The 23814-nt window shown below is 43.4% G+C and carries 24 protein-coding genes; 16 read left to right on the top strand and 8 right to left on the bottom strand.

Features of this window, described 5'->3' with window-relative positions:
• Positions 1-121: 121 nt before the first annotated feature.
• The 6 genes from gap to QY309_05420 all read left to right on the top strand — a co-directional run bounded on the left by gap (position 122) and on the right by QY309_05420 (position 6080).
• On the top strand, positions 122-1123 hold the full coding sequence (gene gap / locus QY309_05445; GenBank protein ID WKZ60927.1) for a type I glyceraldehyde-3-phosphate dehydrogenase: 1002 nt from the start codon (positions 122-124) through the stop codon (positions 1121-1123).
• A 113-nt stretch (positions 1124-1236) separates the two neighbouring features.
• The gene (locus QY309_05440; protein WKZ60926.1) at positions 1237-2427 is read left to right on the top strand and encodes a DnaJ domain-containing protein; all 1191 of its coding nucleotides are present in this window, start codon (positions 1237-1239) and stop codon (positions 2425-2427) included.
• 11 nt (positions 2428-2438) lie between these two features.
• On the top strand, positions 2439-2879 hold the full coding sequence (locus tag QY309_05435; GenBank protein ID WKZ60925.1) for a hypothetical protein: 441 nt from the start codon (positions 2439-2441) through the stop codon (positions 2877-2879).
• A gap of 257 nt (positions 2880-3136) precedes the next feature.
• Positions 3137-3457, top strand: a complete 321-nt coding sequence (locus QY309_05430) for a hypothetical protein (GenBank protein ID WKZ60924.1) — start codon at positions 3137-3139, stop codon at positions 3455-3457.
• A 366-nt stretch (positions 3458-3823) separates the two neighbouring features.
• Positions 3824-5026: an aspartate aminotransferase family protein gene (locus QY309_05425; GenBank protein WKZ60923.1), complete on the top strand. Its 1203-nt coding sequence runs from the start codon at positions 3824-3826 to the stop codon at positions 5024-5026.
• Positions 5010-6080: an AI-2E family transporter gene (locus tag QY309_05420; protein ID WKZ60922.1), complete on the top strand. Its 1071-nt coding sequence runs from the start codon at positions 5010-5012 to the stop codon at positions 6078-6080. Before QY309_05425 ends, QY309_05420 begins: the two co-directional genes overlap by 17 nt.
• On the opposite strand, the gene hslV is transcribed toward QY309_05420, so the two are convergent.
• The 4 genes from hslV to QY309_05400 all read right to left on the bottom strand — a co-directional run bounded on the left by hslV (position 6075) and on the right by QY309_05400 (position 11937).
• A complete protein-coding gene (hslV, locus tag QY309_05415; GenBank protein ID WKZ60921.1) occupies positions 6075-6611 on the bottom strand; it encodes an ATP-dependent protease subunit HslV in 537 nt (178 codons plus the stop codon). The two genes, QY309_05420 and hslV, sit on opposite strands and share 6 nt — an antisense overlap.
• 11 nt (positions 6612-6622) lie before the next feature.
• Complete coding sequence (locus tag QY309_05410; GenBank protein WKZ60920.1) at positions 6623-7213, bottom strand: Uma2 family endonuclease; 591 nt, start codon at positions 7211-7213, stop codon at positions 6623-6625.
• Positions 7214-7226: 13 nt separating this feature from the next.
• Entirely contained in the window at positions 7227-8849 is a 1623-nt protein-coding gene (locus tag QY309_05405; GenBank protein WKZ60919.1) for a pyruvate dehydrogenase complex dihydrolipoamide acetyltransferase, read from the bottom strand.
• An 85-nt stretch (positions 8850-8934) separates the two neighbouring features.
• Positions 8935-11937, bottom strand: coding sequence for a hypothetical protein (locus QY309_05400; protein ID WKZ60918.1), 3003 nt, complete (start codon positions 11935-11937; stop codon positions 8935-8937).
• A gap of 90 nt (positions 11938-12027) precedes the next feature.
• Between QY309_05400 and QY309_05395 the strand changes: the two genes are divergently transcribed.
• On the top strand, positions 12028-12150 hold the full coding sequence (locus QY309_05395; protein WKZ60917.1) for a hypothetical protein: 123 nt from the start codon (positions 12028-12030) through the stop codon (positions 12148-12150).
• Here QY309_05395 and QY309_05390 read toward each other — a convergent pair whose 3' ends face one another.
• Complete coding sequence (locus tag QY309_05390; GenBank protein ID WKZ60916.1) at positions 12151-13029, bottom strand: bestrophin family protein; 879 nt, start codon at positions 13027-13029, stop codon at positions 12151-12153.
• A gap of 128 nt (positions 13030-13157) precedes the next feature.
• On the opposite strand from QY309_05390, the gene QY309_05385 reads away from it, so the two are divergent.
• From QY309_05385 to QY309_05365, 5 genes are all read left to right on the top strand, one after another.
• Positions 13158-14009 carry an SPFH domain-containing protein gene (locus QY309_05385; protein WKZ60915.1) on the top strand — a complete coding sequence of 284 codons (852 nt, stop codon included), beginning with the start codon at positions 13158-13160 and terminating at the stop codon, positions 14007-14009.
• A gap of 7 nt (positions 14010-14016) precedes the next feature.
• On the top strand, positions 14017-14505 hold the full coding sequence (locus QY309_05380) for a hypothetical protein (protein WKZ60914.1): 489 nt from the start codon (positions 14017-14019) through the stop codon (positions 14503-14505).
• 2 nt (positions 14506-14507) lie between these two features.
• Positions 14508-14663, top strand: coding sequence for an Arc family DNA binding domain-containing protein (locus QY309_05375; protein ID WKZ60913.1), 156 nt, complete (start codon positions 14508-14510; stop codon positions 14661-14663).
• 69 nt (positions 14664-14732) lie between these two features.
• Positions 14733-15521: a hypothetical protein gene (locus QY309_05370; GenBank protein WKZ60912.1), complete on the top strand. Its 789-nt coding sequence runs from the start codon at positions 14733-14735 to the stop codon at positions 15519-15521.
• Positions 15511-15912: a hypothetical protein gene (locus QY309_05365; GenBank protein ID WKZ60911.1), complete on the top strand. Its 402-nt coding sequence runs from the start codon at positions 15511-15513 to the stop codon at positions 15910-15912. Before QY309_05370 ends, QY309_05365 begins: the two co-directional genes overlap by 11 nt.
• On the opposite strand, the gene QY309_05360 is transcribed toward QY309_05365, so the two are convergent.
• Positions 15899-16288, bottom strand: a complete 390-nt coding sequence (locus tag QY309_05360; GenBank protein WKZ60910.1) for a DoxX family protein — start codon at positions 16286-16288, stop codon at positions 15899-15901. The two genes, QY309_05365 and QY309_05360, sit on opposite strands and share 14 nt — an antisense overlap.
• Positions 16289-16391: 103 nt before the next feature.
• On the opposite strand from QY309_05360, the gene QY309_05355 reads away from it, so the two are divergent.
• Genes QY309_05355 through QY309_05345 form a run of 3 tightly spaced genes read left to right on the top strand, consistent with a single transcriptional unit; the run spans position 16392 to position 18827 of the window.
• Positions 16392-17474: an aromatic ring-hydroxylating dioxygenase subunit alpha gene (locus tag QY309_05355; GenBank protein ID WKZ60909.1), complete on the top strand. Its 1083-nt coding sequence runs from the start codon at positions 16392-16394 to the stop codon at positions 17472-17474.
• A 56-nt stretch (positions 17475-17530) separates the two neighbouring features.
• The gene (locus tag QY309_05350; protein ID WKZ60908.1) at positions 17531-18301 is read left to right on the top strand and encodes a TIGR00730 family Rossman fold protein; all 771 of its coding nucleotides are present in this window, start codon (positions 17531-17533) and stop codon (positions 18299-18301) included.
• A gap of 43 nt (positions 18302-18344) precedes the next feature.
• Positions 18345-18827 (top strand): hypothetical protein, encoded by a 483-nt coding sequence (locus QY309_05345; GenBank protein WKZ60907.1) that lies wholly within the window; start codon positions 18345-18347, stop codon positions 18825-18827.
• Here QY309_05345 and QY309_05340 read toward each other — a convergent pair.
• Positions 18814-19893 carry an o-succinylbenzoate synthase gene (locus QY309_05340; protein WKZ60906.1) on the bottom strand — a complete coding sequence of 360 codons (1080 nt, stop codon included), beginning with the start codon at positions 19891-19893 and terminating at the stop codon, positions 18814-18816. The two genes, QY309_05345 and QY309_05340, sit on opposite strands and share 14 nt — an antisense overlap.
• 56 nt (positions 19894-19949) lie before the next feature.
• Between QY309_05340 and QY309_05335 the strand changes: the two genes are divergently transcribed.
• Positions 19950-21146, top strand: coding sequence for an S-adenosylmethionine:tRNA ribosyltransferase-isomerase (locus tag QY309_05335; protein ID WKZ60905.1), 1197 nt, complete (start codon positions 19950-19952; stop codon positions 21144-21146).
• Between the two features lie 54 nt (positions 21147-21200).
• On the opposite strand, the gene QY309_05330 is transcribed toward QY309_05335, so the two are convergent.
• The gene (locus QY309_05330) at positions 21201-23516 is read right to left on the bottom strand and encodes an OmpA family protein (GenBank protein ID WKZ60904.1); all 2316 of its coding nucleotides are present in this window, start codon (positions 23514-23516) and stop codon (positions 21201-21203) included.
• Positions 23517-23814: the final 298 nt, after the last annotated feature.

The following is a 23814-nucleotide window of genomic DNA, read 5'->3' as shown; positions in this document are numbered from 1 at the left end:
GCGAAAGGTAAGTTTTCCGGCCCGATTCAAAAACCGGAATTTATAGGGGCAAAAATTGGTTTTAAACCTTCAACCCGTAATTTTGTCGGCTTCAAAAACGAACTTTTAACCTTTCAATACCATGACAAAAGTTGGAATAAACGGATTCGGACGAATCGGCCGGATGGCCTTCCGGGCAGCCATCAATCGCCCCGACATTGAGATTGTAGGAATTAATGACCTGCTGGAACCCAGCTACATGGCTTATATGCTCAAGTATGACTCCACACACGGCCGCTTTGATGGTACCGTGGAAGTACAGGATGGAAGCCTGGTGGTAAACGGCAAAAAAATCCGCGTTACCGCTGAAAAGGATCCAGCCAACCTGAAGTGGTCGGAAGTAGGCGCTGAAATTGTTGTGGAATCAACCGGTTTATTTCTCACCCAGGCCGATGGTCAAAAGCACATCCAGGCGGGTGCTAAAAAAGTGGTACTATCAGCACCTGCTAAGGATGATACCCCAACCTTTGTGATGGGTGTTAACCACAAGAAACTTACCGCGCAGCATACCATTGTTTCGAACGCATCATGTACAACAAACTGCATTGCTCCCGTAGCCAAAGTGTTGAACGATAAATTCGGAATAATCGAAGGTTTGATGAGTACCGTGCACGCGGTTACCGCCACTCAGAAGACTGTTGATGGTCCTTCTGCCAAAGACTGGCGTGGCGGTCGCGGGGCATACCAAAACATTATCCCCTCCTCTACCGGTGCCGCAAAAGCTGTTGCTCTGGTGATTCCTGAATTGAAAGGAAAACTTACCGGAATGTCGTTCCGCGTTCCGGTGGCTAACGTATCGGTTGTTGATTTTACCGTGCGCCTGGAGAAAGCCGCATCCTATGAAGACATCAAGAACGCGATGAAGGAAGCTGCCGCAGGTGAACTGAAAGGAATTTTAGGATACACAGAAGATGATGTGGTGTCGCAGGATTTTATTGGCGATGCACGTACTTCCATCTTTGACGCAAAAGCCGGTATTGCCCTGAACGATCACTTTGTAAAAGTGGTAACCTGGTACGATAACGAGTGGGGCTACTCCAACAAGTTGATCGACCTGGTGCAGGAAATTGCCAAAATAAAGTAATCTGTTTGATCAAAAACATGAAAGGCCTCTTAACAGAGGCCTTTTTCGTTTCCCTTTTGGGGACTAAATGGGCACATCTTACGTTTTAACTCAAAATGCGTTAACTTCATATTATGGCCGATTATTACCAGCTTCTTGGATTAGATCGCACCGCAGATTCTACCCAAATCCGGGCAGCCTATAAGAAACTGGCCTTTACTTATCACCCCGATCTGCACCCCGGTGATCCACAAGCCGAAGAAATGTTCAAAGCCATCAATGAGGCTTACCATACCCTTTCTGATCCGTTAAAAAAATCGCGTTATGATGCCCGCTTAAATTCCTTTCACTCATATGCCGATACCACCGATAGCTACTGGCGCGAAGTGCAACGACAGCGATACGCACGATGGAAGGCTACGCAAAAGCAATCCCGATACACGTTCGATAAAGAGTATTTTCGGGTTCAGGGCCTGGCGTTTCTCACCTTCCTGGTAATTGCAGGATTTTGCTTTGGCATTATTCACACCATCAACTATTTCCACGAGAAAAAACAGGCTGAACTGGATCAACAAAACAGTCTTAAGATTGTAGAAGTATTTTCGTTATTCAACAGCGGCAAAGCTGACCAGGCTTTTTCGCTGATTAACAAATTGCGCGAAGAACAACCGGTTGAATACCGCTTTTATGCAGCCCGCGATAGCCTCCTTAGTTTTATTCGCTTCCGCGCAGATGAAGAATTCCGTACCGACAATTATTCTGCCTCACTTCATTACCTGAAAATTCTGGAAAAACAGGAAATGCCTGTGCGTATGGAAACACTTCGCAAGCGTGCCATTTGTGAATATCGTGTTGGCGACTTCTCACAAGCACTTCAGGCATTGAAACATATTTACGGTCAACAACCCTGGAACCTTGAAGTACTTTTTGAAATCGCTACGATCAACCAGGAAAACCTGAAGGACGATCGGGAGGCACTGAAGTACTTTACCCTCGGCAAAGATCTGTTCAAAAAAAACCAAACCAGTATTTATGGACGTGCGTTCGAACTGGTGATGGATCCGAAAGATGCACCTGAAATTTATTATCACCTTTTTATCGGAAGAGCTAAAGCCAATTTAAGCCTGAACAATTTTGCCGAAGCGGAAACAGATTGTAACTGGGCCACGTTTTTACGTCCCATGCAGGGAGAAGGATTTAAACTGCGTGTGCTGGCTAAGGTCAACCAACGAAACTACCGGGGCGTATGTGCTGATCTGGCGAAAGCCATTGAATTAGGCGCTACTGATACAGCCGAACTCAAGAAAAAATACTGCTCAAACTAACCACTGACATTATGAGACCACAGTCAAACCTTACGAACGAGCAGCTTGAATCTGTTAAGCGAAGCTACTTCAATGTATTGGGGTTATTTCTGCAACACGAACAGGTTGAAAGCCGGTATTTGCGTTGCCTGATCAAATGGGGAATACAACTTCAACTGAGCACCTCTGATCTGACCAACATCAACCTTGACCTCGACAAACTGGCCTTTCAGGAACCTCGTGAAAAAATCGAATCGCTTTACCACCTCGTATACATGATTCAATTGGATAACGTGGTGGAAGACGTTGAACTGGAAGTAGCTACTTTGTATGCCGAGCGGTTGGGTTATGTACCGGAAGTGGTTGCCGAACTATTTAAATCCATTGCCACTGTACCGTTCGACCAGGAAAACCCCCGTGATCTCAAGAAGGAAATCGAGGATTTTATGAAAATTCAGAAAAGCTTTGAATAGCAACATGTAAGTATTGCCTTGTATTTAAATCAATAGCCCGGTATTACGCATGACTAATTTTCCTACTAAACCCATGTAAAGCAAAATCAGCCTAAAATCCTCAAAATTCGCACGATTTTACTGACTTTGATCAGATAAATAGTCTCCAGGGCATTCATCCTTTCAAAAAAACGGGTGTATGGTTTTACCGGTTCTTCACATCAGCCCTGATCCGTCATAGGCCATCTTTGTATCGTAGTCCTAATGTAAATGCGGCCATGATGAAAGAGATGGATTTTAAGGATATCGCGAACGTAAAAATTTCTTCGCGCATCAAGCAGGTTGTCGTGCTGGTGTTAATCATATTGATAGGCATACTCATTTCAAATGCGGTTCAAGCCCAACAACCCAGGCATAAGGTGTATAAAGACAAGGCTGTGTGTAATATTTTACATAAAAAGCGCAATAAAACGGAGAACCGGAAGGTGATTGTGGCCGCTCAAAAGAAGAAATACAAGCCAATGGCTGAAATGGAAGCACCGGTTTCTGCGCGCTCAAATTCACGGAAAGAGCGAGAAAACAAGGGGTTAAATCGCTGATTATTCAGATAAGCGGATATGCTGCCCATTATGCAGCATGCAAAAGCCTGCAATCTGAGCCTAAAGCTCTACAGATGTATGATTTCGATTAAAGCGTAGCCGGTGTCCATAGTCAAATTCCCGACTTTTATATTGTAACCCAAAGCAAAGTGTTATGACAACGGTAAAAGAAATTGGAGTAGAATCAAGAATACTTCATCGCATCAGAAGGGTGTTTTTCCTGATCACAGCAATTACGGTTAGTGTGTTATATGCGATTATGATAAATCCTTAACCCTAATTCCAACCCCACAAAACGTTACAGAAAAGTCCGGGTAAAACTACCCGGACTTTTTTGTTTTTACGCTGATCCATAGCTTTAGGGCTATGAACTTTGATCAGAATATTTTTCTGAACAACCTGGCACAAACCACGGATAGTCCGTACCTGATTTCCATTGAGAAAGCAGAAGGCGTTTACCTGTATGCACCGGATGGCAAACGGTATATGGATATGATATCGGGTGTCGGAGTAAGCAACATCGGGCACCGTCATCCAAAAGTAATTGAGGCCATCAAGCAGCAACTTGATAAACACCTCCATGTGATGGTGTACGGTGAATTCATTCAACATACACCCAATGCACTTGCTCAAAAACTCGTTAGCCTTTTGCCCGAAACCTTAAACTGCTGCTATTTTGTTAACTCCGGAACGGAAGCCAATGAAGGAGCATTAAAACTCGCCAAACGCTATACGGGAAGAACTGAGATTATTTCTTTCAAAAAATCGTATCACGGAAGCACACACGGTTCATTGAGTGTTTCTGGAAACGAAATAAAGAAACGTGCATTTCGTCCGTTACTACCGGATGTACGATTTATAACATTTAATGATGCAGCTGAATTAAATACAATTACCACCCGATCTGCTTGTGTCATCATTGAAACCATTCAAGGCGATGCGGGTGTTCGTATTCCGGATAAAAGTTATATGAAAGCTTTACGCCAACGGTGCGATGAAACCGGTACGCTCTTAATTCTGGATGAGATTCAATGCGGCATGGGGCGCACCGGAACACGCTTTGCTTTTGAACAATACGGCATTGTGCCGGATATACTCACCATCGGAAAAGCTTTCGGTGGCGGTTTGCCGATAGGTGCATTCATCTCCAATAAAAAAATCATGCAATGCCTCACACATGATCCTCCACTTGGTCACATCACCACGTTTGGCGGAAATCCGGTTTGTTGCGCCTCGGCTTTAGCTACGCTAGAGGTCTTGGAGGAAGAAAATCTGTTTGCTGATGTTGAAGCAAAAGGAAAATTAATAGAGCAGCTGCTTCAGCATTCATCTATAAAAGAAATCAGGCGCATCGGACTCATGTTCGCTATCGATTTTGAATCGGCTGATCTAGTCAATCAAATTGTTGAGGAAGCCAAAAAGCTGGGTGTTATCTGCTATTGGTTTCTGTCGCATCCTTACAGTTTTCGCATTGCCCCACCCCTAACGATAACGGAACAAGAAATCCGAGAGGCGTGCCAACTTATTTTACAAGCAATCACCAACGTTACGCATGGAAAGAACATTTAATCGGTTGGATTATACATATAAGCTGATGGTTGTATCAGCGCTTTGTGTTGTAGCCGCAATACTTGCACATGACATCATCGTGCCTTTGCTGATTTCTGCATTTCTCTCCATTATTCTTTTACCCCTTGTTAACCGACTGGAGAAAAAAATGTCCCTCACCATTGCTGTAACCTTGGTGCTGATTGTAACCTTTGTTCTGTTTGTAGGAACCTTGTGGTTAATCGGTTCACAACTGGCCAGCCTCGCGAAAGATTTACCCGATCTGGAATCCCGATTTCTTTCATTCATTCAAAACATCAGCAGCGGATTGGATCGGCAATTTGGTTTCGGCATACAGGAACAAACCGATTTCCTAAAAAACGGACTTTCATCAGCCAGTCAATACCTCACCAATGTTTTGGTTTCCACAACCAGTACGCTTGCGCTATTGGTTCAGATTCCAATCTATATTTTCCTCTTCCTTATCTACAAGGACAAGTTCAGCGATTTCTTCCAGGTTGTTTTACCTAAAAATCTGGCAGCCGATTGGAAGAATGATATTGCCGGGGTAATGCAAGGCTATACAAGCGGGCTACTGCTCGTAACGCTAATCATTGCTGCCTTAAATACCATAGGCCTGCTGGCACTTGGTATTAAACACGCCATTTTTTTTGGTGTACTGTCGGGTATTTTAACCATCATTCCTTATATCGGAATTTTCATTGGCGCATTACTCCCCACGTTGATGGCTTTGCTTACCAAAGACAGCATCTGGTATGCCATTGGTGTGGTGATTATCTTTTCTGTAGTACAATTTCTGGAAGGTAATTTTATTACGCCACGCATCACCGGTTCAAAAGTGCGCATCAATGCACTGGCGGCAATTTTAGCTTTACTGATTGGAGGTAAAATTTTGGGCATTACCGGAATGATTCTGGCAATCCCCATTGTGGGCATTGTGAAGGGGCTCCTGCAATACAGTCAGCACATGAAGCCCTTTGTTATTCTATTGGAAGATGATTCGGTGAAGGCTATCCCTAAAAAGCGATCAAAGAAAAATGAGAAAGCATCATAACTTTTCGATGATGAGGTTGTGGTTGGTGTAAATGCAAATGTCTGCTGCAATCGTTAAACTTTCGCGAACAATTTCTTCAGCACTTAACTGAGGCGCATGCTTTTTCAACGCCAGTGCAGCAGCTTGCGCATACATAGCCCCGGAGCCAATGGCAGCCACTTCATTTTCGGGTTCCAGAACATCACCTGTTCCGGAGATAATCAGCACCTCTTCTTTATTAACCGCAATCATCATCGCTTCCAACCTGCGCAGGTAACGATCCATCCGCCAGTCTTTTGCCAATTCAATAGCCGCGCGTTTCAGGTTTCCACCATACGCATTAAGTTTTTCATCAAAACGATCCAGCAAGGTGAAGGCATCAGCGGTTGAACCAGCAAAACCAGTTACCACCTTTCCATCATGCAGTTTGCGTATTTTCTTTACGTTACCTTTGGCTACGTAGTTGTTCATGGTGGCCTGACCATCAGCACCAATTGAAACCTGGCCATTATGTTTAACGGCAATAACAGTTGTAGAATGAATTTTTGTCATGTGTAATTTTTTTAAGCCAGCAACTTTGTCCCGTCATAGATTTCGCGAAGAGGAACCAATAAATCTAAAGCCGGTATCGCCAGCTGCGCATCAGCCGAATTGTACTCTTCCAGCTCCCAGTGCTTGGTTGCATTAAGTCTGAATACTTCAATGGAAATGGATTCCGTATCAACTAAAATATACTCTTTTAATGAGGGAATGTCGCGATACAATTTAAACTTCTCACCCCGATCATAATTTTTGGTTGAAGGTGAAAGAATTTCAATAATCACAACCGGCTGAAGCGCATTGTCATCAAAAATCGTTTCAACCTCGCCACAATACACAGCAATATCAGGATAGGTAAATAAGGTATTCTGCGGAATATGAAGGCGCATGTCACTACCAAAGGGCCTGCATGGCTTTCCCTTTAATCTACTTACCAATTGGAAAATGAGGTTGGTAGAGATGATATTGTGCCTCCTGCTTGCACCGGACATCGCAAATACTTCTCCTTTATAGTACTCGTGCTTTTCCGTTGCTTCGCGTTCGAAGGCAAGATATTCTTCCACGCTCAGATGAACGTTCTTGTATTCAGCAATGGGTTCACGAACATCCATCATGGTGATGCGAACATTAAATCAAAATCCTTACGGGATCTTCCAGAAGTCCTTTCAAAGTTTTGAGGAAAGCCGAGCCAACGGCTCCATCCACTGCACGGTGATCGCATGACAAGGTTACCTTCATCACATTACCCGGTACCAACTGACCGTTTTTAACAATGGCCGTTTCTTTAATACCGCCAACTGCGAGGATACAAGCATCGGGCGGATTGATGATAGCGGTGAACTCTTCTATACCGAACATACCCAGGTTGGAAATGGTAAACGTACTTCCCTCCCACTCGCTGGGTTGTAATTTTTTATCGTGTGCTTTTTGCGCAAGCTCTTTCACTTCAGCAGCAATGTGCGAAAGTGATTTGTTATCTGCAAAACGAACCACTGGAACAACAAGACCATCTTTCACAGCCACCGCCACACCAATGTGTATATGATGGTTCTTCCTCATCTTATCACCCAACCACGATACATTCACATCCGGATGCTGACGCAACGCTGCGGCAACCGCCTTGATCACAATATCATTAAACGACACTTTAACCGGACTCAGTTCGTTGATGCTCTTGCGCGCTTCAATAGCCTTGTCCATGTTAATCTCCATGGTGAGGTAGAAGTGTGGCGCACTGAACTTGCTTTCAGAAAGTCTGCGGGCAATGGTTTTACGCATTTGCGATACAGCCACTTCTTCAAAACTTTCCTGACCAACAACATTCGGCAACACAACAGGCGAAGCTCCGGCTTTTGTCGATGATGCACCTGCACCGGGTTGATGACTTTCTACATCACGTTTGGTTATCCTTCCCTGATCGCCAGTGCCTTGAACATTACGCAAATCCAATCCCTTTTCTTTGGCCAGTTTCTTTGCCAACGGTGAAGCTTTTATTCTTCCGTTACCCGTTGATTGTGTTTGAGGTACGGAAACTGGAGCTGAAGATTTTGAGGAGGCTTGTATTGTCTCGCTTTTCTGTTCAGCAGTCGATTCACTTTTAGCACTACCCGACTGACTCTTATGCGCCTTCAAAAGGGTTTCCCAATCGGCCCCTTTTTCTCCGATTATGGCCAACACGCCATTGATCTCAACGGATTTACCAGCATCTGCACCAATGTATAGCAGCGTACCAGTGTTATACGATTCATATTCCATCGTTGCCTTATCCGTTTCGATTTCGGCCAACAATTCACCAGACTTAACTGCATCACCAACTTTCTTATGCCAGGCTGCGATAACTCCTTCAGTCATGGTATCACTCATTTTCGGCATTAACACAACCTCAGCCTTTATACCCGAGGTATCGATTTTCTTGGTTGAAGTTTCAGCCTCTTTTTTAGGTTCCTCTGCTTTGCTGTCACCATCTCCGGCAGCCTGACCAGCACCTTCAAGCAGGGCTTTGTAATCTTCACCTTTCTTACCAACTATAGCCAGTACATCGTTCACTTTCACCGCTTCGCCCTCTTTGGCTCCCACGTACAAGATGGTGCCATCATTAAACGATTCATAATCCATGGTAGCCTTGTCCGTTTCAATCTCGGCCATCAGCTCGCCCGACTTTACCGTATCGCCAACTTTCTTATGCCATTTCGAGATGACACCTTCCGTCATCGTATCGCTCATTTTCGGCATTCGTACAATTTCCGCCATGGTATGGTTATCAATTAAGGTTCAAAAATGCTGTTAAGAGGCCAAAAATAGGGCTAAAACACCCGATATTCAAATGCTAAAAACCTTAAAAATTGATGGTTCCTAGGAGGAATTCGAACCGGGTGGCAGAAGGCTGAATGCCATAGGAATACCGGAAACCAATGTTGAATTGATCCAACAACCGCATCACATTCAGGTCGACACGCACCTCCCCACCTACAGAAAGGTAGGATTGTGAAATGGGAGTGGTTCTCGAGGGAGAACTGCCAAACCCATAATCCACAAATGCATTAGCACGAATACGCTGAAAGTTTACCAGCGGCCCAATGGCGATGTCGGGGTACCAAACGGGGAAGGTATAATTACCCGACATGGAGTAAAAATCTTCAAACCGCGAAATAGGTAAACCCCGTGGTAGGGGAATTTGATTTCGGAATAGATAGTTATTCAAACCTTCACCGTTTTGTCCGAAAGACGGAATAGCTGTAGCCTGATAGGCCCAATAACCCCAAATGGAGTGATGCTTAAATAGTCCAGGAAAATAAAGTGTGGTATAAAATGAAAACTGATTTCCGCTAAAATCTCCTCCATAAGGGGTACTGTACCAATTTAAAAAAACAGATTGGCCCCATTTGCTATTGATGTCTCTCCGATTTTGCTTCAATAATCGATACGCTGAAAACTGAAAACGATTGGATATCAATGCACCATCATTGATATACTCTTGAAAAGGATAAAAGAGTTCAAAGGTTGGCTCCAATGGTGTGTCAGGGCCGCTTCGATAGACGTATGAAATGTATCGCTGATCATTGATGGAATTCCGAAAATCACTAACCTGTGTAACACCAACATAATTTGCAAATGATACATTACCGTGATATCGAGAATTAGTTGTTATTAAAGGAATACGAATTCCTGCTTCAAATGTCTTTTCAGTCCACTCAAATTTTAACGGCACAGAAAAATCAACCGAATCTAACTCTACATTTGGCGTAACACTAACCGTGTCAATCGCCAACAGAAAAATATTCCCTTCATCATTTGACCTTTTACCGTACATCACATCCAAGTCAATAATCGGAAACCAATTTTGATAACTTACCCCAGCTCGCCATGAACCCGTTCGCTCATTAATATCATACAAGTATCCGGCTTTAAGTGTAGTGGTACTTAGCACATCCTGCGATGAAATGCCAATATCCGCTTGTGTTAATCCGGTGTTGAAGTAAGCCCCCCAACTATACGGATTAAAAATACCCGACAGTTTTGAATACCTCTTTGTCGTGTATGGTTGTTGAGGAATACTGTCGAATAAATTAGGCCTGCCCTCTTGTTCAGTCATCACCTGAAAAAATGATTTCGGATCTTTCTTCACCACAAATTCGCGCCACGTTGATGGATCAACCGAGATTTTCACCACATCAAACCCATCGCGGGTTTGTTCATTGTAATAAAGGGTTTCACCATCAGCACTTAAGGCTGGATTATACGCGCCATATTTACTGGAGGTGACTTGAAAACGTTCACCGGTACTCACCACCAGTACATAAATATTATCGATGCCACTAACAGGAGAATTATAAAACAGGTAGTCGCCATGTAGCACGGGGTGACCGATGTTTTCGTTGGATGCAGCGATTAATTCCTTTTCAACACCTGAATCAAAATCAAAAACCACAACCGATCTTCCTGAAGCAGTAGTCTTTAACACAGCAATAGACTTACCATCAGCCGACCAACAAGGCATGGAGTAAAACGCTTGCTGCGGATTGGCAAATTGCTTGCGAACATTACCTGCAGTATCCAGAACGGTTAGTGTTGTGTTGTATGTTGTGTTTGTTTCAACCGTAACAATTTTTTGCTGATCGGGTGAAAGCGCTGCACTGGCATACCGGGATTTACGGGTTACAAACTTCAGTTTCTTTTCCCTTACATCGTACAACTTAATAACGGAATAGGTGCGCATGCGCCAACGCGGATCAAAACCATATTCATTCCACACCACCAGATCACCTACCGCTGAAAGCATTCCGGCATCGTTGAGTATGCCGGGGATGAAAGAATTCTTCTCGACTCCATTTTCCAAAATCACAAATTGAGCAATATCCCCGATGCCACTCTTCATGGCCAATATCCGGCTCCCATCAAGTACCTGGGGATAATAATAATTCGTGTATCCCTTTCGGGGATTATGTGGTACAGTTTCAAAGGTTGATAAGGAAAGCGCATTCACTTCTTCCCGCCATTCCTTCGCCAAGTCATTGGCCATTTCGTTGTACAGCTTCGTTACATACAACCCTGATTCTTTTTTAATCGCATTCGAGAAGGTGAATGGAATAAACGGCACGCTCCATGCACGCTTTGTCACTTTTTCCCAAATAAACGGATCACCTGTTCGCCTGCGCAGATAACTCACCATGTGGTATCCAAACACATAGTGATCGGGAATATTATGCTTATAGGAACGTAAGTATTGCTTGTGATAATTGAATTCGCGGCTCTCCAGCAAATTGGTACGAAACACCAAGCCGAAGTTTGGAATTTTACCACGTCCGCCAGAAGTAAACGCGGTTTCGGTTACTACGGCATCGCCTTCCCAAAACCATTGGGGTACGGCTGTGACCGACATAGCCGCCAACGTAGCAGGACCAAATGCATAGTATAACAGTTTGTTGAATCCACGGTTTGCTTTATCGAATTGAACTACATGTCGGTATTCGTGTGAAGCCAGCTGATCGAGCCACTCGGTTGTGCCGGTGAAGTTGTAATTCTGAGGCGGCATGGTATAGAACTCCGACCGTCTGGGTATTAAACTTACAAACCCGTTGGAGATGGCGTTCTGATTTTGGAGAATGACTGATATTCGTTTTGTACTTACCCCCAATGTGCGCGACTCCACCTGGCGGATGTGTTCAAGCCTATTGGCCATGCGTTGCGCCTGAAATTCAAAACCCTGTGGATATAAAATTCGAAAATTGGGTGTGTTGATTTTGTACCAGGATAATGCTGGCGGGTTGTTGTTTAAAACCTCCTGCGCTTTCGACTCAACCGTAAAAAAAAGCAAAACAAAAAGTAACCCGTTACGCATTCACCTTATTTGTATCTGGAAATATTCAACTCTGCACCCTCAAAAACAAGTGCCACAGGTAAAACAGTTCAAATTCTTTACTTTTGTAGCGTGTTTAAAAAGCTCCGAGAATTATACCATGAGTTTAAGCCCTACGTTCGGGTTGATCTGATCATGTATGGGGTAATGATCCTGCTGATCATTATTTACTTCCTGGTAAGCTTATTCTGGTAATCACCTCATTATTTCGCGAACATTATCCCTGATTTTTTCAGCCAGGTCATCCGTTGGTAAATCGTTTACATCCCGACCAAACGGATCTTCGATTTCTTCTGCAATCAACTCCACACTCAGCAAAACAAAAGAAATTAACAGAACAGTTGGTATGGTTACATAGCCGAAAGTAGTAACAAAACCAAAAGGCAAGGTAATGATGTAAATAAACACGAATTTCTTAATGTACATGCTGTAGGAATATGGAATGGGTGTATTCTTGATTCGCTCGCATGCACCCATAATGTCAATGAAATCCTTCATCTCTTTATCCAGTACAAAAAACTGTTCCCCAGTGAGTTTATTTTGCTTGTAAAGTTTGTTCACACGTGCATAAAGCATCGCGGAAATGGCATTGGGCTTATGCTTTTTGGATTTGAGCAAGTCGATAAACTGATCATCAGGAGGTTGCAACTCTGAAAGCTGCACGCCTTTGCGCAAGTGTTCTTTTGTAGTGTAAACAAAATTTGGAATCATTTTGGCAAACCATTCCCTGTTTTCATGATCATCCTGATCCAGGTAAGCATTTAATTTTAGTGCAAAATTGCGGGTACTGTTTACCAGCGCGCCCCACAACTTTCTCCCTTCCCACCAACGGTCGTAAGCGCTATTGATCCGGAACACCAAAAACAAACCCAATACAATACCCAACAACGAGTGCAAGGCTGTGGTGCTGGTAAACTCATCTTTATCCGGATGGATAATCTCCAGTATGAGATAGCAGACGGCCGAAGTAAACAGCACCATGAAAATGAGAGCCGGTAATAAGGTTTTCATTACAAAACGGCTGTAGGAATGAAAAACTAAAGAAAACCAGGCTTTCGGGTTGTATTGTACCATAGAAACATCAAAATCAGGCCGCTAATAAAGGGGAATAGAATTTTAATTCCAATCTGAAACCTGCCGAACGGATTTGCGTTAATCAATTTAAAACAATATCTTTATAATATCATTTTAATATCACTGCCATGAACCACGAAAAAGAGTACACCCCGCTATCCGGCTACATAATGCTGGTTATTGTTCTGATCCTGCTTATTGCAAGTACCTGGGCCTTAATCGTTATGCGAAACCCAGTATTTGTATGGCCCCTGGCCCTCGGTTTAATCCTTACGCCCGGGTTTTTCTACATCAACCCGAATGCTTCCATGGTTTTGGTGCTGTTCGGAGATTACAAGGGAACCGTGAAAAAAAATGGTTTCTACTGGGTAAACCCGTTGTTCAGCAAAAAATCCATTTCCTTACGTGCCCGTAACTTCGACAGTGAAAAAATCAAGGTGAACGATAAAGTCGGTAACCCGATTCAAATTGGTGTGATCCTGGTATGGCAGGTGCGCGATACGTTTAAGGCAGCCTTCGAAGTGGATAATTATGAAAACTTTGTGAAAATCCAGAGTGACTCGGCAGTACGCAAGTTAGCTGGCCTTTATCCATACGACAATTTTGATGATGATTCAGAAGTAACCTTGCGCTCCGGGCATGATGATGTAAACCACATGCTGGAAGAGAACCTGCGTAATCGACTGGAGATAGCTGGTATACATGTAATTGAAGCACGTATCGGTTATCTGGCTTACGCTCCTGAAATTGCAAGCGCCATGTTGCGCAGGCAGCAGGCAGCCGCAGTGGTTTCGGCTCGCTACAAAATTGTAGAAGGCGCAGTGAGCATGGTGCAGATGGCGCTTGATCACCTGGCTAAGGAACAAATCATTGAACTGGACGAGGAGCGCAAAGCCGCCATGGTCAGCAACCTGATGGTTGTACTGTGTGCCGACAAAGACGTAAGCCCAGTGGTTAATACCGGAACGTTACACAACTAAAATGAGAATGCATCAACATAGTGAAGTTCAGCGATTCAGTCAGGTGCGGTGGTTGTGGTTTTTAATGCTCGCCCTGCTGATTGCTGAACTTTTATTTCTTGCTCCGCAATTAATTCATGAGCAGCCTATGCTACTTGTTCTCTCACTAACGGCTTTTTTACTGCCCATGATTCTGATCCTCTTCGTGCTTCGGTTTGAATTTAAAATCGATGAAGCTGGGATTCATTACCGGTTTATACCCCGAGTTATCCGCTGGCAAACCATTGCATTTGGAAATGTTGTGGCCTATCAGGTACGCGATAAAGAATCGTGGTACGAGAAATTTCACATGGGGTATCATCGAAATCTGTTTACCAAAACAACTTCTATAAATATTGCCGGAAGCAAGTACCTGATAGTAACGCTAAAAGATGGCGCAACAATAAAATTAGGAACTGAGAACCCGGAGGCAGTTGAATTCGCACTTAAAAAATTGCTTTCCGAAACCAACGAATAATTATGCCTCAAAAGAAACCATTTGTATTAAGGCTTGATCCGGAATTATTAAAGGCTGTTGAGAAGTGGGCGAGTGATGAGTTCCGGAGTACAAACGGCCAATTGGAATGGATTATTGCGCGGGCGCTGAAAGATGCAGGTAGGTTAAAACAGAAATAAAATTTATTCAACCACACTTCCCGAAATTTAGCAATGAAGTTTATCTTTCGGACTAAATTCAGAAGTGCTATGAAAGATGTGCGTATGATTCAACTGATCGTAATCATTATTTGTGTGATGGGATATTCGCTCGTTCATGCACAAGCTGATTACCTGGTATTAACAAAGGGCGATACGCTATATGGCAAAGTGAAACATCTTTCCTACGGTACGGAAGAAGCAATTCAGATTGAGCAGAAAGACTCAAAACGGAAAGTGAATTATCCCATGCTTCAGGTAAAGGCCTTCCAAATCGACAATGAATCCTACCACCTGATCCGCACCACCACCAAATACACCTACATGAAACTGATAAGTGGTGGATACCTCAGTTTGTATGCATTTCGAATGGATGGACAAAACATCTGGAATGGTCGTTACCTGCATAAAATTGATGGAAGCGGCATGGAAGTACCCACCCTCGCGTTTAAAAAGAAAATGGCTGAGTACCTGACCGAATGTTCCGATCTGAAAGCCAGCATTGAATCTGGAGATCTGAACCGAAATGATCTAAATAGTATTATCGTTCAGTACAACGCATGCATCTCACGCAACACCAACGTAAAAAGTCAGGAAGTTGAAGTGGCTGTCAAAAATGCCGCATCTGTTAACGTATGGGAAGAGCTCGAATCGAAAATCAAAAACGTAAATCTGGAAGACAAGGAATCTGTTTTGGAAATGATTTCAGAAGCGAAATCAAAATCTTCACAGGGAGAAAAAATTCCCAACTTCCTCAAAGATGCATTGCGAAAATCATTGAAAGAAAATTCTGAGTTAGAAGAACTGCTGAGTAAAGCCTTGATGCAAGGTGATCAATAGAACCACCCCTAGCCCTCCTTTACAAGGAGAGGAATCACAGGAAAACGTCCCACCTCGTTTACAAACTCAAGTTCCGGAGGAGCAACATATTATTAGAAAGAATTCAAATTCAACATTGAGCTCCGTAGGAGCGGCATCTCATTTAAGAAAAAAAGAAATAATAAAAACCACCTCTGACACCTCCTTGTCAGGAGAGGAATCACAGGAAACGCCCCATCTCGTTTACAAATTCAAGCTCCGGAGGAGCGACATATTATTAGAAGAATTCAAATTCAACATTGAGCTCCGTAGGAGCGGCATCTCATTTAAAAAAAAGAAAATAATAAGAACCACCCCCGACCCCTCCTTATCAGGAGGGGAGTTTAGTTCTCCGGAATTTATAAGTTCTTAACCAAGTGCTTCACTTTATCGCGATTCCAGAATAATACATACAAAGAACTTACGGCTACAATAACAGCGTAAATAAAAAGTTGTCCGCCATCCTGCTGAACTTCAATGCCCAATACGAAAAGGTGACTACCGATAGCACCCAGCATCAATCCCAAAGCCAGCACCGCTCCTACCCAAGCCGTTGCCGGAAGCAAAATAAGAATTGAAGCCAGTAATTCAGCTACACCGGTACCAATCCTGCCCCACGGCTCAATCCCCATTTTGGTAAAAATATAAACCGATTCCTCTGCTCCGGTAAACTTAAAGTATAAGGTTTGAAGCATGATGATGGCCGCCACCAGGCGGGCTATCCAATAAAGTATCAGGGTAATTTTCATACAGCAAAGTAACGTAGCCAGCCGACAGGAAGTTTGTCGCTTACGTGACATCACCCCTACAGGCAGGCAATTTTAAGTGGAAAGAAAATAAGTATATTGAAGCATGAACCCGTTGCACCACGATCCGAATATCGCCTCTGCAAAAACCCTCACCAAGGATTTCTATACCGATCCGCGCTATTTTGAATTAAGTAAAGAAAGAATTTTCGCGAAAGCGTGGCATTATGTCGGGAACGTTAATGAATTACCAAAAGCTGGTACTTTAAAACCGGTTGTGGTTTTGGATGAGTTTATGAATGAGCAGTTGTTACTCTCAAAAGACAAAGACGGACAACTGCATTGCCTCTCCAATGTGTGCACGCACCGCGGAGCCCTGCTCATCAATGAACCATGTCAGGCAACTGATATTCGTTGTCCATACCACGGCAGGCGATTTAACCTCACTGGCAAATTTCTTTCGATGCCTGAGTTTAAAGAAGTGGAGAATTTTCCATCTCCTGCGGATGACCTCGCAGAACTTCCGATTTTCGAAATCGGTCCATTGCTCTTCTCTTCGCTTACCGATGCATTGCCCGCAAATTCTTTCTTTTCTGAGATGATGAGCCGAATCAGTTGGATGCCGCTTCAGCAGTTGGTATACAAACCTGAACTCTCCAAAAGCTATACGATTGAAGCGCATTGGGCTTTATACTGCGAGAACTACCTGGAGGGTTTTCACATCCCCTTTGTACATGCTTCATTAAACCAGGTCATTGATTTCGGAAGTTATTCTACCGAACTCTTCCAAAACGCCAGTCTTCAGCTTGGCATTGCAAAACAAGGACAGTTGGTTTTTGATTTACCGAAATCATCCCCTGATTTTGGTAAATCAGTTGGCGCTTATTACTTCTGGGTTTTCCCCAACCTGATGTTCAATTTTTATCCGTGGGGACTTTCCTTAAATGTGGTGAAACCCATTGCCCCACAACAAACAAAAGTAGAGTTTCATACTTTCATTTGGGATGAATCCCTGTTCAACAAGGGCGCAGGCTCCGACCTGAACCGTGTTGAAATGGAAGATGAGGCTGTTGTTGAAAGTGTTCAGCGCGGTATTCGCTCGCGGTTTTATTCGCACGGACGCTATTCTGTAAAACATGAAACAGGCACCCATCATTTGCATCAACTACTGAAACAGTTTCTTAGTTAATCTGAATTCATCGCCAACTAATTTGTTCTAAATTTGTTTTTCCTTAAAAGCAAATCATGAAATATTTTGTTGACGAATCACTTCAACCGATCCAACTAAAACCAAAAGCAGAAAGTAAATTCCTGGAGGGGCCACGATCTCGCTCCTATGAATTCTTTTTTGCTTTTCGGGTATTACTTGAGTTCATTAAGGGATTCAGAGTGTTGCACTTTATTGGACCTTGTATTACCGTTTTTGGTTCAGCACGTTTCAAGGAAGGACATCCCTACTACCAACACGCTTATGAAATCGGAAAACGAATAGGTCAAAGCGGCATTACACTCATGACGGGTGGCGGCCCCGGTATTATGGAAGCCGCTAATCGCGGAGCTTTTGAAAACGGTGGACTTTCTGTTGGCTGTAACATCGAGTTGCCATTTGAACAATCAGCTAACCCCTACATGCATAAGTGGGTTACCATTAAATATTTTTTCGTGCGTAAGGTGTTATTGGTAAAATACTCCATTGCTTTTATTGTTATGCCGGGCGGATTTGGAACCATGGATGAATTCTGGGAAACCCTGACCTTAATTCAGACTAAAATCATCAGCGATTTTCCGGTTGTACTATTTGGCAAAGAATACTTCAGGCCTTTGCAGGACATGCTGACTAAAATGGTGGAAGAAAAAACCATTTCTCCGGAAGACTTATGCCTTGTATTGATTACCGATGACGTAGAAGAAGTGGAAGCACACATTCAGAAATTCGTGCTTCAGAATTATCATGTACAGCGCGCACGACCATCTGCTTTGTTACTCGAAAATCTAAAGCGTAAAAAGAAATCATAGTAACTTTGGCGCAAATTATATTATGATTGTTTGCTGAATCGTTATGAAACGCATTAACACATTTCTCTTAATTATCCTGACCGTAGCATCGTGCAAGCAAAAAGAAACTACTCAATCTGAATCGATTGAAACACAAGAAAGTGTTGATTCCACAATGCCTGAACCAACGGATGCTGATGTATTTGCTCCGCAAAATGATTGGGACTACCAATCCCTTTACGGCATTTACCTGCATGAAAGCAACACGCAAGGCTTTACAGCCATACTCGAAATTCTTCCACAAGGCAATGACCTCACCTTTTCATTATCGGTAGAACAGAATAATTGCACCGGAAAAGCAGATGGAAGCATCGGCATGGCCATTCATACGGAAACCGAGTATGCCGGTTTTTTTGATAATCCGGATTGCCGAATGGAATTTCTGTTTAATCTCAAACAACAATCCATCCGCATACAAGAGGTTGGATTTTGCAGGCTCCACGAAAACGGATGTGATTTCAGCGGAGCCTATATTAAAAAGCGGTAGTGCCTTGGTCGGACTGAGCGGATTGATCGAGCACCCATAGTTTTTTCTGATCATAAAATATTTCGCCAGCATTAACGGTCAGGGGTGATTCAAAATTATCCTCGTAGAGTTGCCCTGTGCCTAGTCCGTGCGGAAGCGTAACCGGATAGTTGGCCGTAAACTGGCAAATGGCATTTAGTCCAACATTCGATTCAAGTGCAGAGGTCATCCACCAACCAATTTGCCTTTCTTCAGCGAGTGCAATCCATTCTTCACAGGCTTTTAAACCGCCATGAAGTGTAGGCTTTAATATAATATAAGCAGGCTTTATCCGATCCAACAATTTTTCCTTGTCTGCTGTTGCTTCTACACCAATCAGCTCTTCATCCAGGGCAATGGGTATGGGCGATTTGCGGCAAAGCTCGGGCAATATTTCCGATCCTGCCTTTACGGGTTGTTCAATAGAATGTATCGTAAACCGCGACAACTCGTTCAGCTTGTACAAGGCCTCTTCCGGTTTGAAAGCCCCATTCGCATCAAGCCTGATGGTAATATTTTCTCGATAATACTTACTGCGAATGTATTGCAGAATGTCACACTCCTTCTCAAAATTCAGCCCACCTACTTTAATCTTGATGCACCGAAAACCTTTTTCAATTTTCATGGATACCTGTTGTAACATAGAATCCATATCTCCCATCCACACCAAACCGTTTATCGGGATGGGTGTTCCTCTAAAAAAAGAATTATCAAAAATTAAACGCTTACCGCCATGCTTCAGATCAAGCAACGCAGTTTCAATACCAAATCGAATAGAAGGAAATTCGGGCGGTACGATCGAGTCAACCGATTGTGTTGAATCTGTCAATTTTTGCAGGCAACGCTTCAACACCTCTTCAAAATCGGGTCGGTCATCTATACTTAATCCGGGTAACGGGCCACACTCGCCAATGCCGAAGCACGAAGGCTCTTCACTATTTCGGATTTTCACAAACCACGACACTTTCTCTTTCATTCGTCCACGACTGGTGCGTGCATCAAAATTGAAGTGAAAAGTTTGTTTGAAATATTCCGTTTGAAGCTTCATGATATTTACCAGGCACGAATTTAGAAAAATATTTAAGCTTATCTTTGCCGGCCTGTATGAGACCCACGATATCCATCAAAGATTTTACGTACACGCTACCCGAAGAAAGGATCGCTCACTTTCCCCTGGAAAAGCGTGATGAATCAAAACTTCTCGTTTATCAGAGAGGCTCTATTTCACACACCCGATTCAAGTCGTTGGTTGACTTTCTTCCGAATAATTCGACACTCTTTTTTAACAACACGCGGGTTATACAGGCACGTTTACTATTTCAAAAAGAGACGGGAGCAAAAATCGAGATCTTTCTTTTACAACCCGAACATCCCTCAAAACTACTGGCTGAAATCATGACCGCAAAAGGGGCATGCCAATGGCAATGCGCCATTGGCAACCTGAAGCGATGGAAAAATGGAACACTGACCAAACAACTTGATGGTTTAGAATTGCAAGCCACACTCATTGATCGGGACCGGGGAATCGTTGAGTTCAGTTGGAGACCTGAACAAAAATCGTTTAGCGAAGTGATTGCACTGGCGGGCCTGACTCCCCTTCCGCCCTACATCAAACGCGATGTAGATAAGGACGATGAGGTGCGGTACCAAACCATTTACTCAAAGGCTGATGGTGCCGTGGCTGCACCAACGGCTGGTTTACACTTTACAGATGATGTATTAAAATCCTTAAAAGAGAAAGGAATTAAAACCGACTTTCTCACGCTTCACGTGAGTGCCGGTACGTTCCAACCTGTTACGACAGAAAACGCGCTGGAGCATGCGATGCACGAGGAGCAGGTTATCATCACCCGACAAAACATTGATTCGTTGCTGGACGAGAGCCGGAAGGTCATAGCCGTTGGTACAACATCCATGCGAACCCTGGAAAGTTTGTATTGGTTTGGTGTAAAACTTTTGAATGATCCAGAAGCCCCGTTTTCTATCACCCAGCATGATCCATACCAGCACACTCAATCCTTACCGGATAAAGGAACCGCTTTGCGTGCAGTAAAAAATTTACTTGACCAGCATTCAATAGACTCCATCACAGGCGCTACATCCATTTACATTTATCCGGGTTATACATTCAAAATTTGCAACGGATTGATTACAAATTTTCACTTGCCCGGTTCAACCTTAATGCTTTTGGTTGCAGCTTTTGTTGGCGATGACTGGAAAAAAATCTATGATGAAGCACTAAACAATCACTATCGCTTTCTCAGCTATGGCGATAGCTCATTGCTCTTGCCAGCTTTATAACAAAACAAAAGGGCGGTTTTAAACCGCCCCTATAATTATACACTAAACAAACGTTTACTGATTTGCTTGCGGATCGATAATCCGCACTTCCACTCTTCGTCCCTCCTCCTTGCTGGTTTCTGTTTTGGTAGCCCCGTAACCTTTCGCAATAATTCGTCTGCGTACAATGCCGCGGTGGTTCAGGTAATTCAATACTTCAATCGCGCGCTTGTTTGAAAGTTCACGATTCATCTCTTCGGAGCCTTCCTGTGATGCAAAACCTGAAATCTCAACGCTTAAGTCAGGGTTCTTTTTGAGCGCAGCAAGAATATCATCCAACTGCGTATGATACTGCTGTTTCAAATCACTTTTTGCTACATCGAAATACACTTTCACTAATTTATTCAAAACAGCTTTATCAAACGTGCCTTGCTTTTTAGCTGGTTGGTTCTTTTGATTTTTTGCTTCTTCGGAAACTTCAAAAGTCGGCAGGGATAAAATGGTCTTTCCCTCTACATTTTTCTTTTCAAATTTGCTCTCATCTGTTTCGTCATAGTAGTACACACGGGTAGCAATTTCGAGATTAGGATTACTCTCATCAAAATTCACCTGGTCCATGGTGTTGGTGAGGTGAATCAATTCCAATACATAATCAACGCCCTCATCATCACCGGCTGCCAACAAATCCATCATTAAGTCGTAGATGTCAACATTGCCGCTTTGAGCCAGTTTGGCTTCATGGGCTTTGCGCAAATCTGCTTTCGAATCCTGATTGGTGTTGTAGAATGCATTCTTTACCTGAACTTCCTGACCCACCACTTCATCGAACTGAACAATATTTTTCAAATTGATCTGCTGATACAGTTCATAGAAATAATCCTGGTTAGGCACATTGACGTTAATCGTGTACGGTAAAAATCCATCCGACTCAATGATCACATCGTAATTGCGTGCTGGAGGAAGAATGATCAGGTAGTTTCCGGTTTCCGGATCAGGATCGTAAACAAAGTCGAGCTTTTTGTTAGTCTGGTTATCAATCACATAAATCTTGGTGGGCATCGGCTTGCCTGTATCGGCATTTAAAATGCGACCCTTAATCATCGTCAGCGGAATGTTGCCCGTATCTTCCGGCATGTCGATGAAATAAATATCCTGCGCACCTTGACCGCCTTTACGATCGGATGAGAAGTAAGCACGCGTGCCATCCGCAATTAAGGTAAAGTAGTTATCGTTGGCAGTGGTGTTTATCGGGTAACCCATGTTCTCCGGCTTCGTCCAGGTATTGTTGATGAACTTGGTCATGAAAATATCCCTTCCGCCCATGGTGCTGTGACCATCGGAAGTAAAGAATAACGTTTTCTGATCAGGGTGAATAAACGGGGCATCTTCATTGTCTTTGGTATTCACCGTTGGACCAAGATTCACAGGCTGACTCCAGTTACCGTTTGCCTGAAGTTCAATTTTATAAATATCCATACCGCCCTGGCCACCCATGCGATCGCTGGCGAAGTAGATCGTCTTTCCATCCGGAGTAATGCTGGCTGTTGATTCCAGGTACTTGCTGTTTAAGGTCGAGGCAAGAATGGAAGGCTTCGACCATTCCGATCCAGTCTTATTAATGACAAAAAGATTTCCCGGGTCGGTGGCCCCGCCCATAAAGATCATCATCTTCTGACCATCGGCCGAGATACCTGCTGTACCCACGTTGTAATCGGAAGTTACCGGAACAACCTGTGGCTCAGACCAGTTACCTGATGTATTATATGAAATCAGAATCTCTTCAATGAATTTATCCCCCGAACGGGTTTTACCTGTGTTGGGGCGAAGGGCGGTAAAGGCCAGTATGCTTTCATCAGCCGAAACAACAGGATTATACTCGGTATATTTAGAATTAACCCCAAATCCGAAACTTTTGACGCTAACATTACGGGGTACCGACATCAGGGCAACGGCATTATGACAAGCTTCAATAGCTTTGTCTGCTGCCGCGATGGCTTTCCTATCGGTTGGCACTGCTTTTTTATAGGCCGTGAATGCATCGATAGCTTTTTGAATATCCTCGTTACGGAGGTACAAGTTCCCAAGATCAAAATAGGTTGAGGGAGGTAACTTGGCGCCTGCTTTCAGGGCGTACTCAAAATATCCAATGGCTTTCGACTGTTCATCCGTAGAAGTTGACTTTTGGTAGCAAACTCCCGCCTTGTAATGCACGTTGGGGTCTTTTTCACCCGCCTGAATAGCCTGAACAAATAAGGGAAGTGCCTCTTCATAGTTACGGATACCAAAATACTTTTCAGCTTCAGAAAGCGTCTTTGACGACTGAGCGTACCCGCGGTTTACAAACAAAATGAAGGAGATAAGCGCCAGAATGGCAACAAGAAGTCTTTTCATGATGACAAGAGATTCGTTTTTTATTGCAATGCTAACATTATCAACAGGTTAAAATCCTTCATTTTCGGTTACAACCTTACCTGTGCGAAGAATGTAGGGAAATTAGAGTCACACGAAATCTTAACTTGGGTTTAAAGCTTTACTTTAGGCAAGATATACTAACCAGCCGAAAACGAAAAAATTGAGTCACCTTAGGAAATGAATTGAATTATGCCGAATTTTAGGTAGGTTAGCCGGATTATTTGCACGCTAATGCCGGAAATTGAGATGAATGGTGAAGTGGTGATGCCGGTCTGCA

This window comes from Cyclobacteriaceae bacterium (assembly GCA_030584025.1).
Lineage (GTDB): Bacteria > Bacteroidota > Bacteroidia > Cytophagales > Cyclobacteriaceae > UBA2336.
This window is presented reverse-complemented; position numbering and strand designations above follow the sequence as displayed.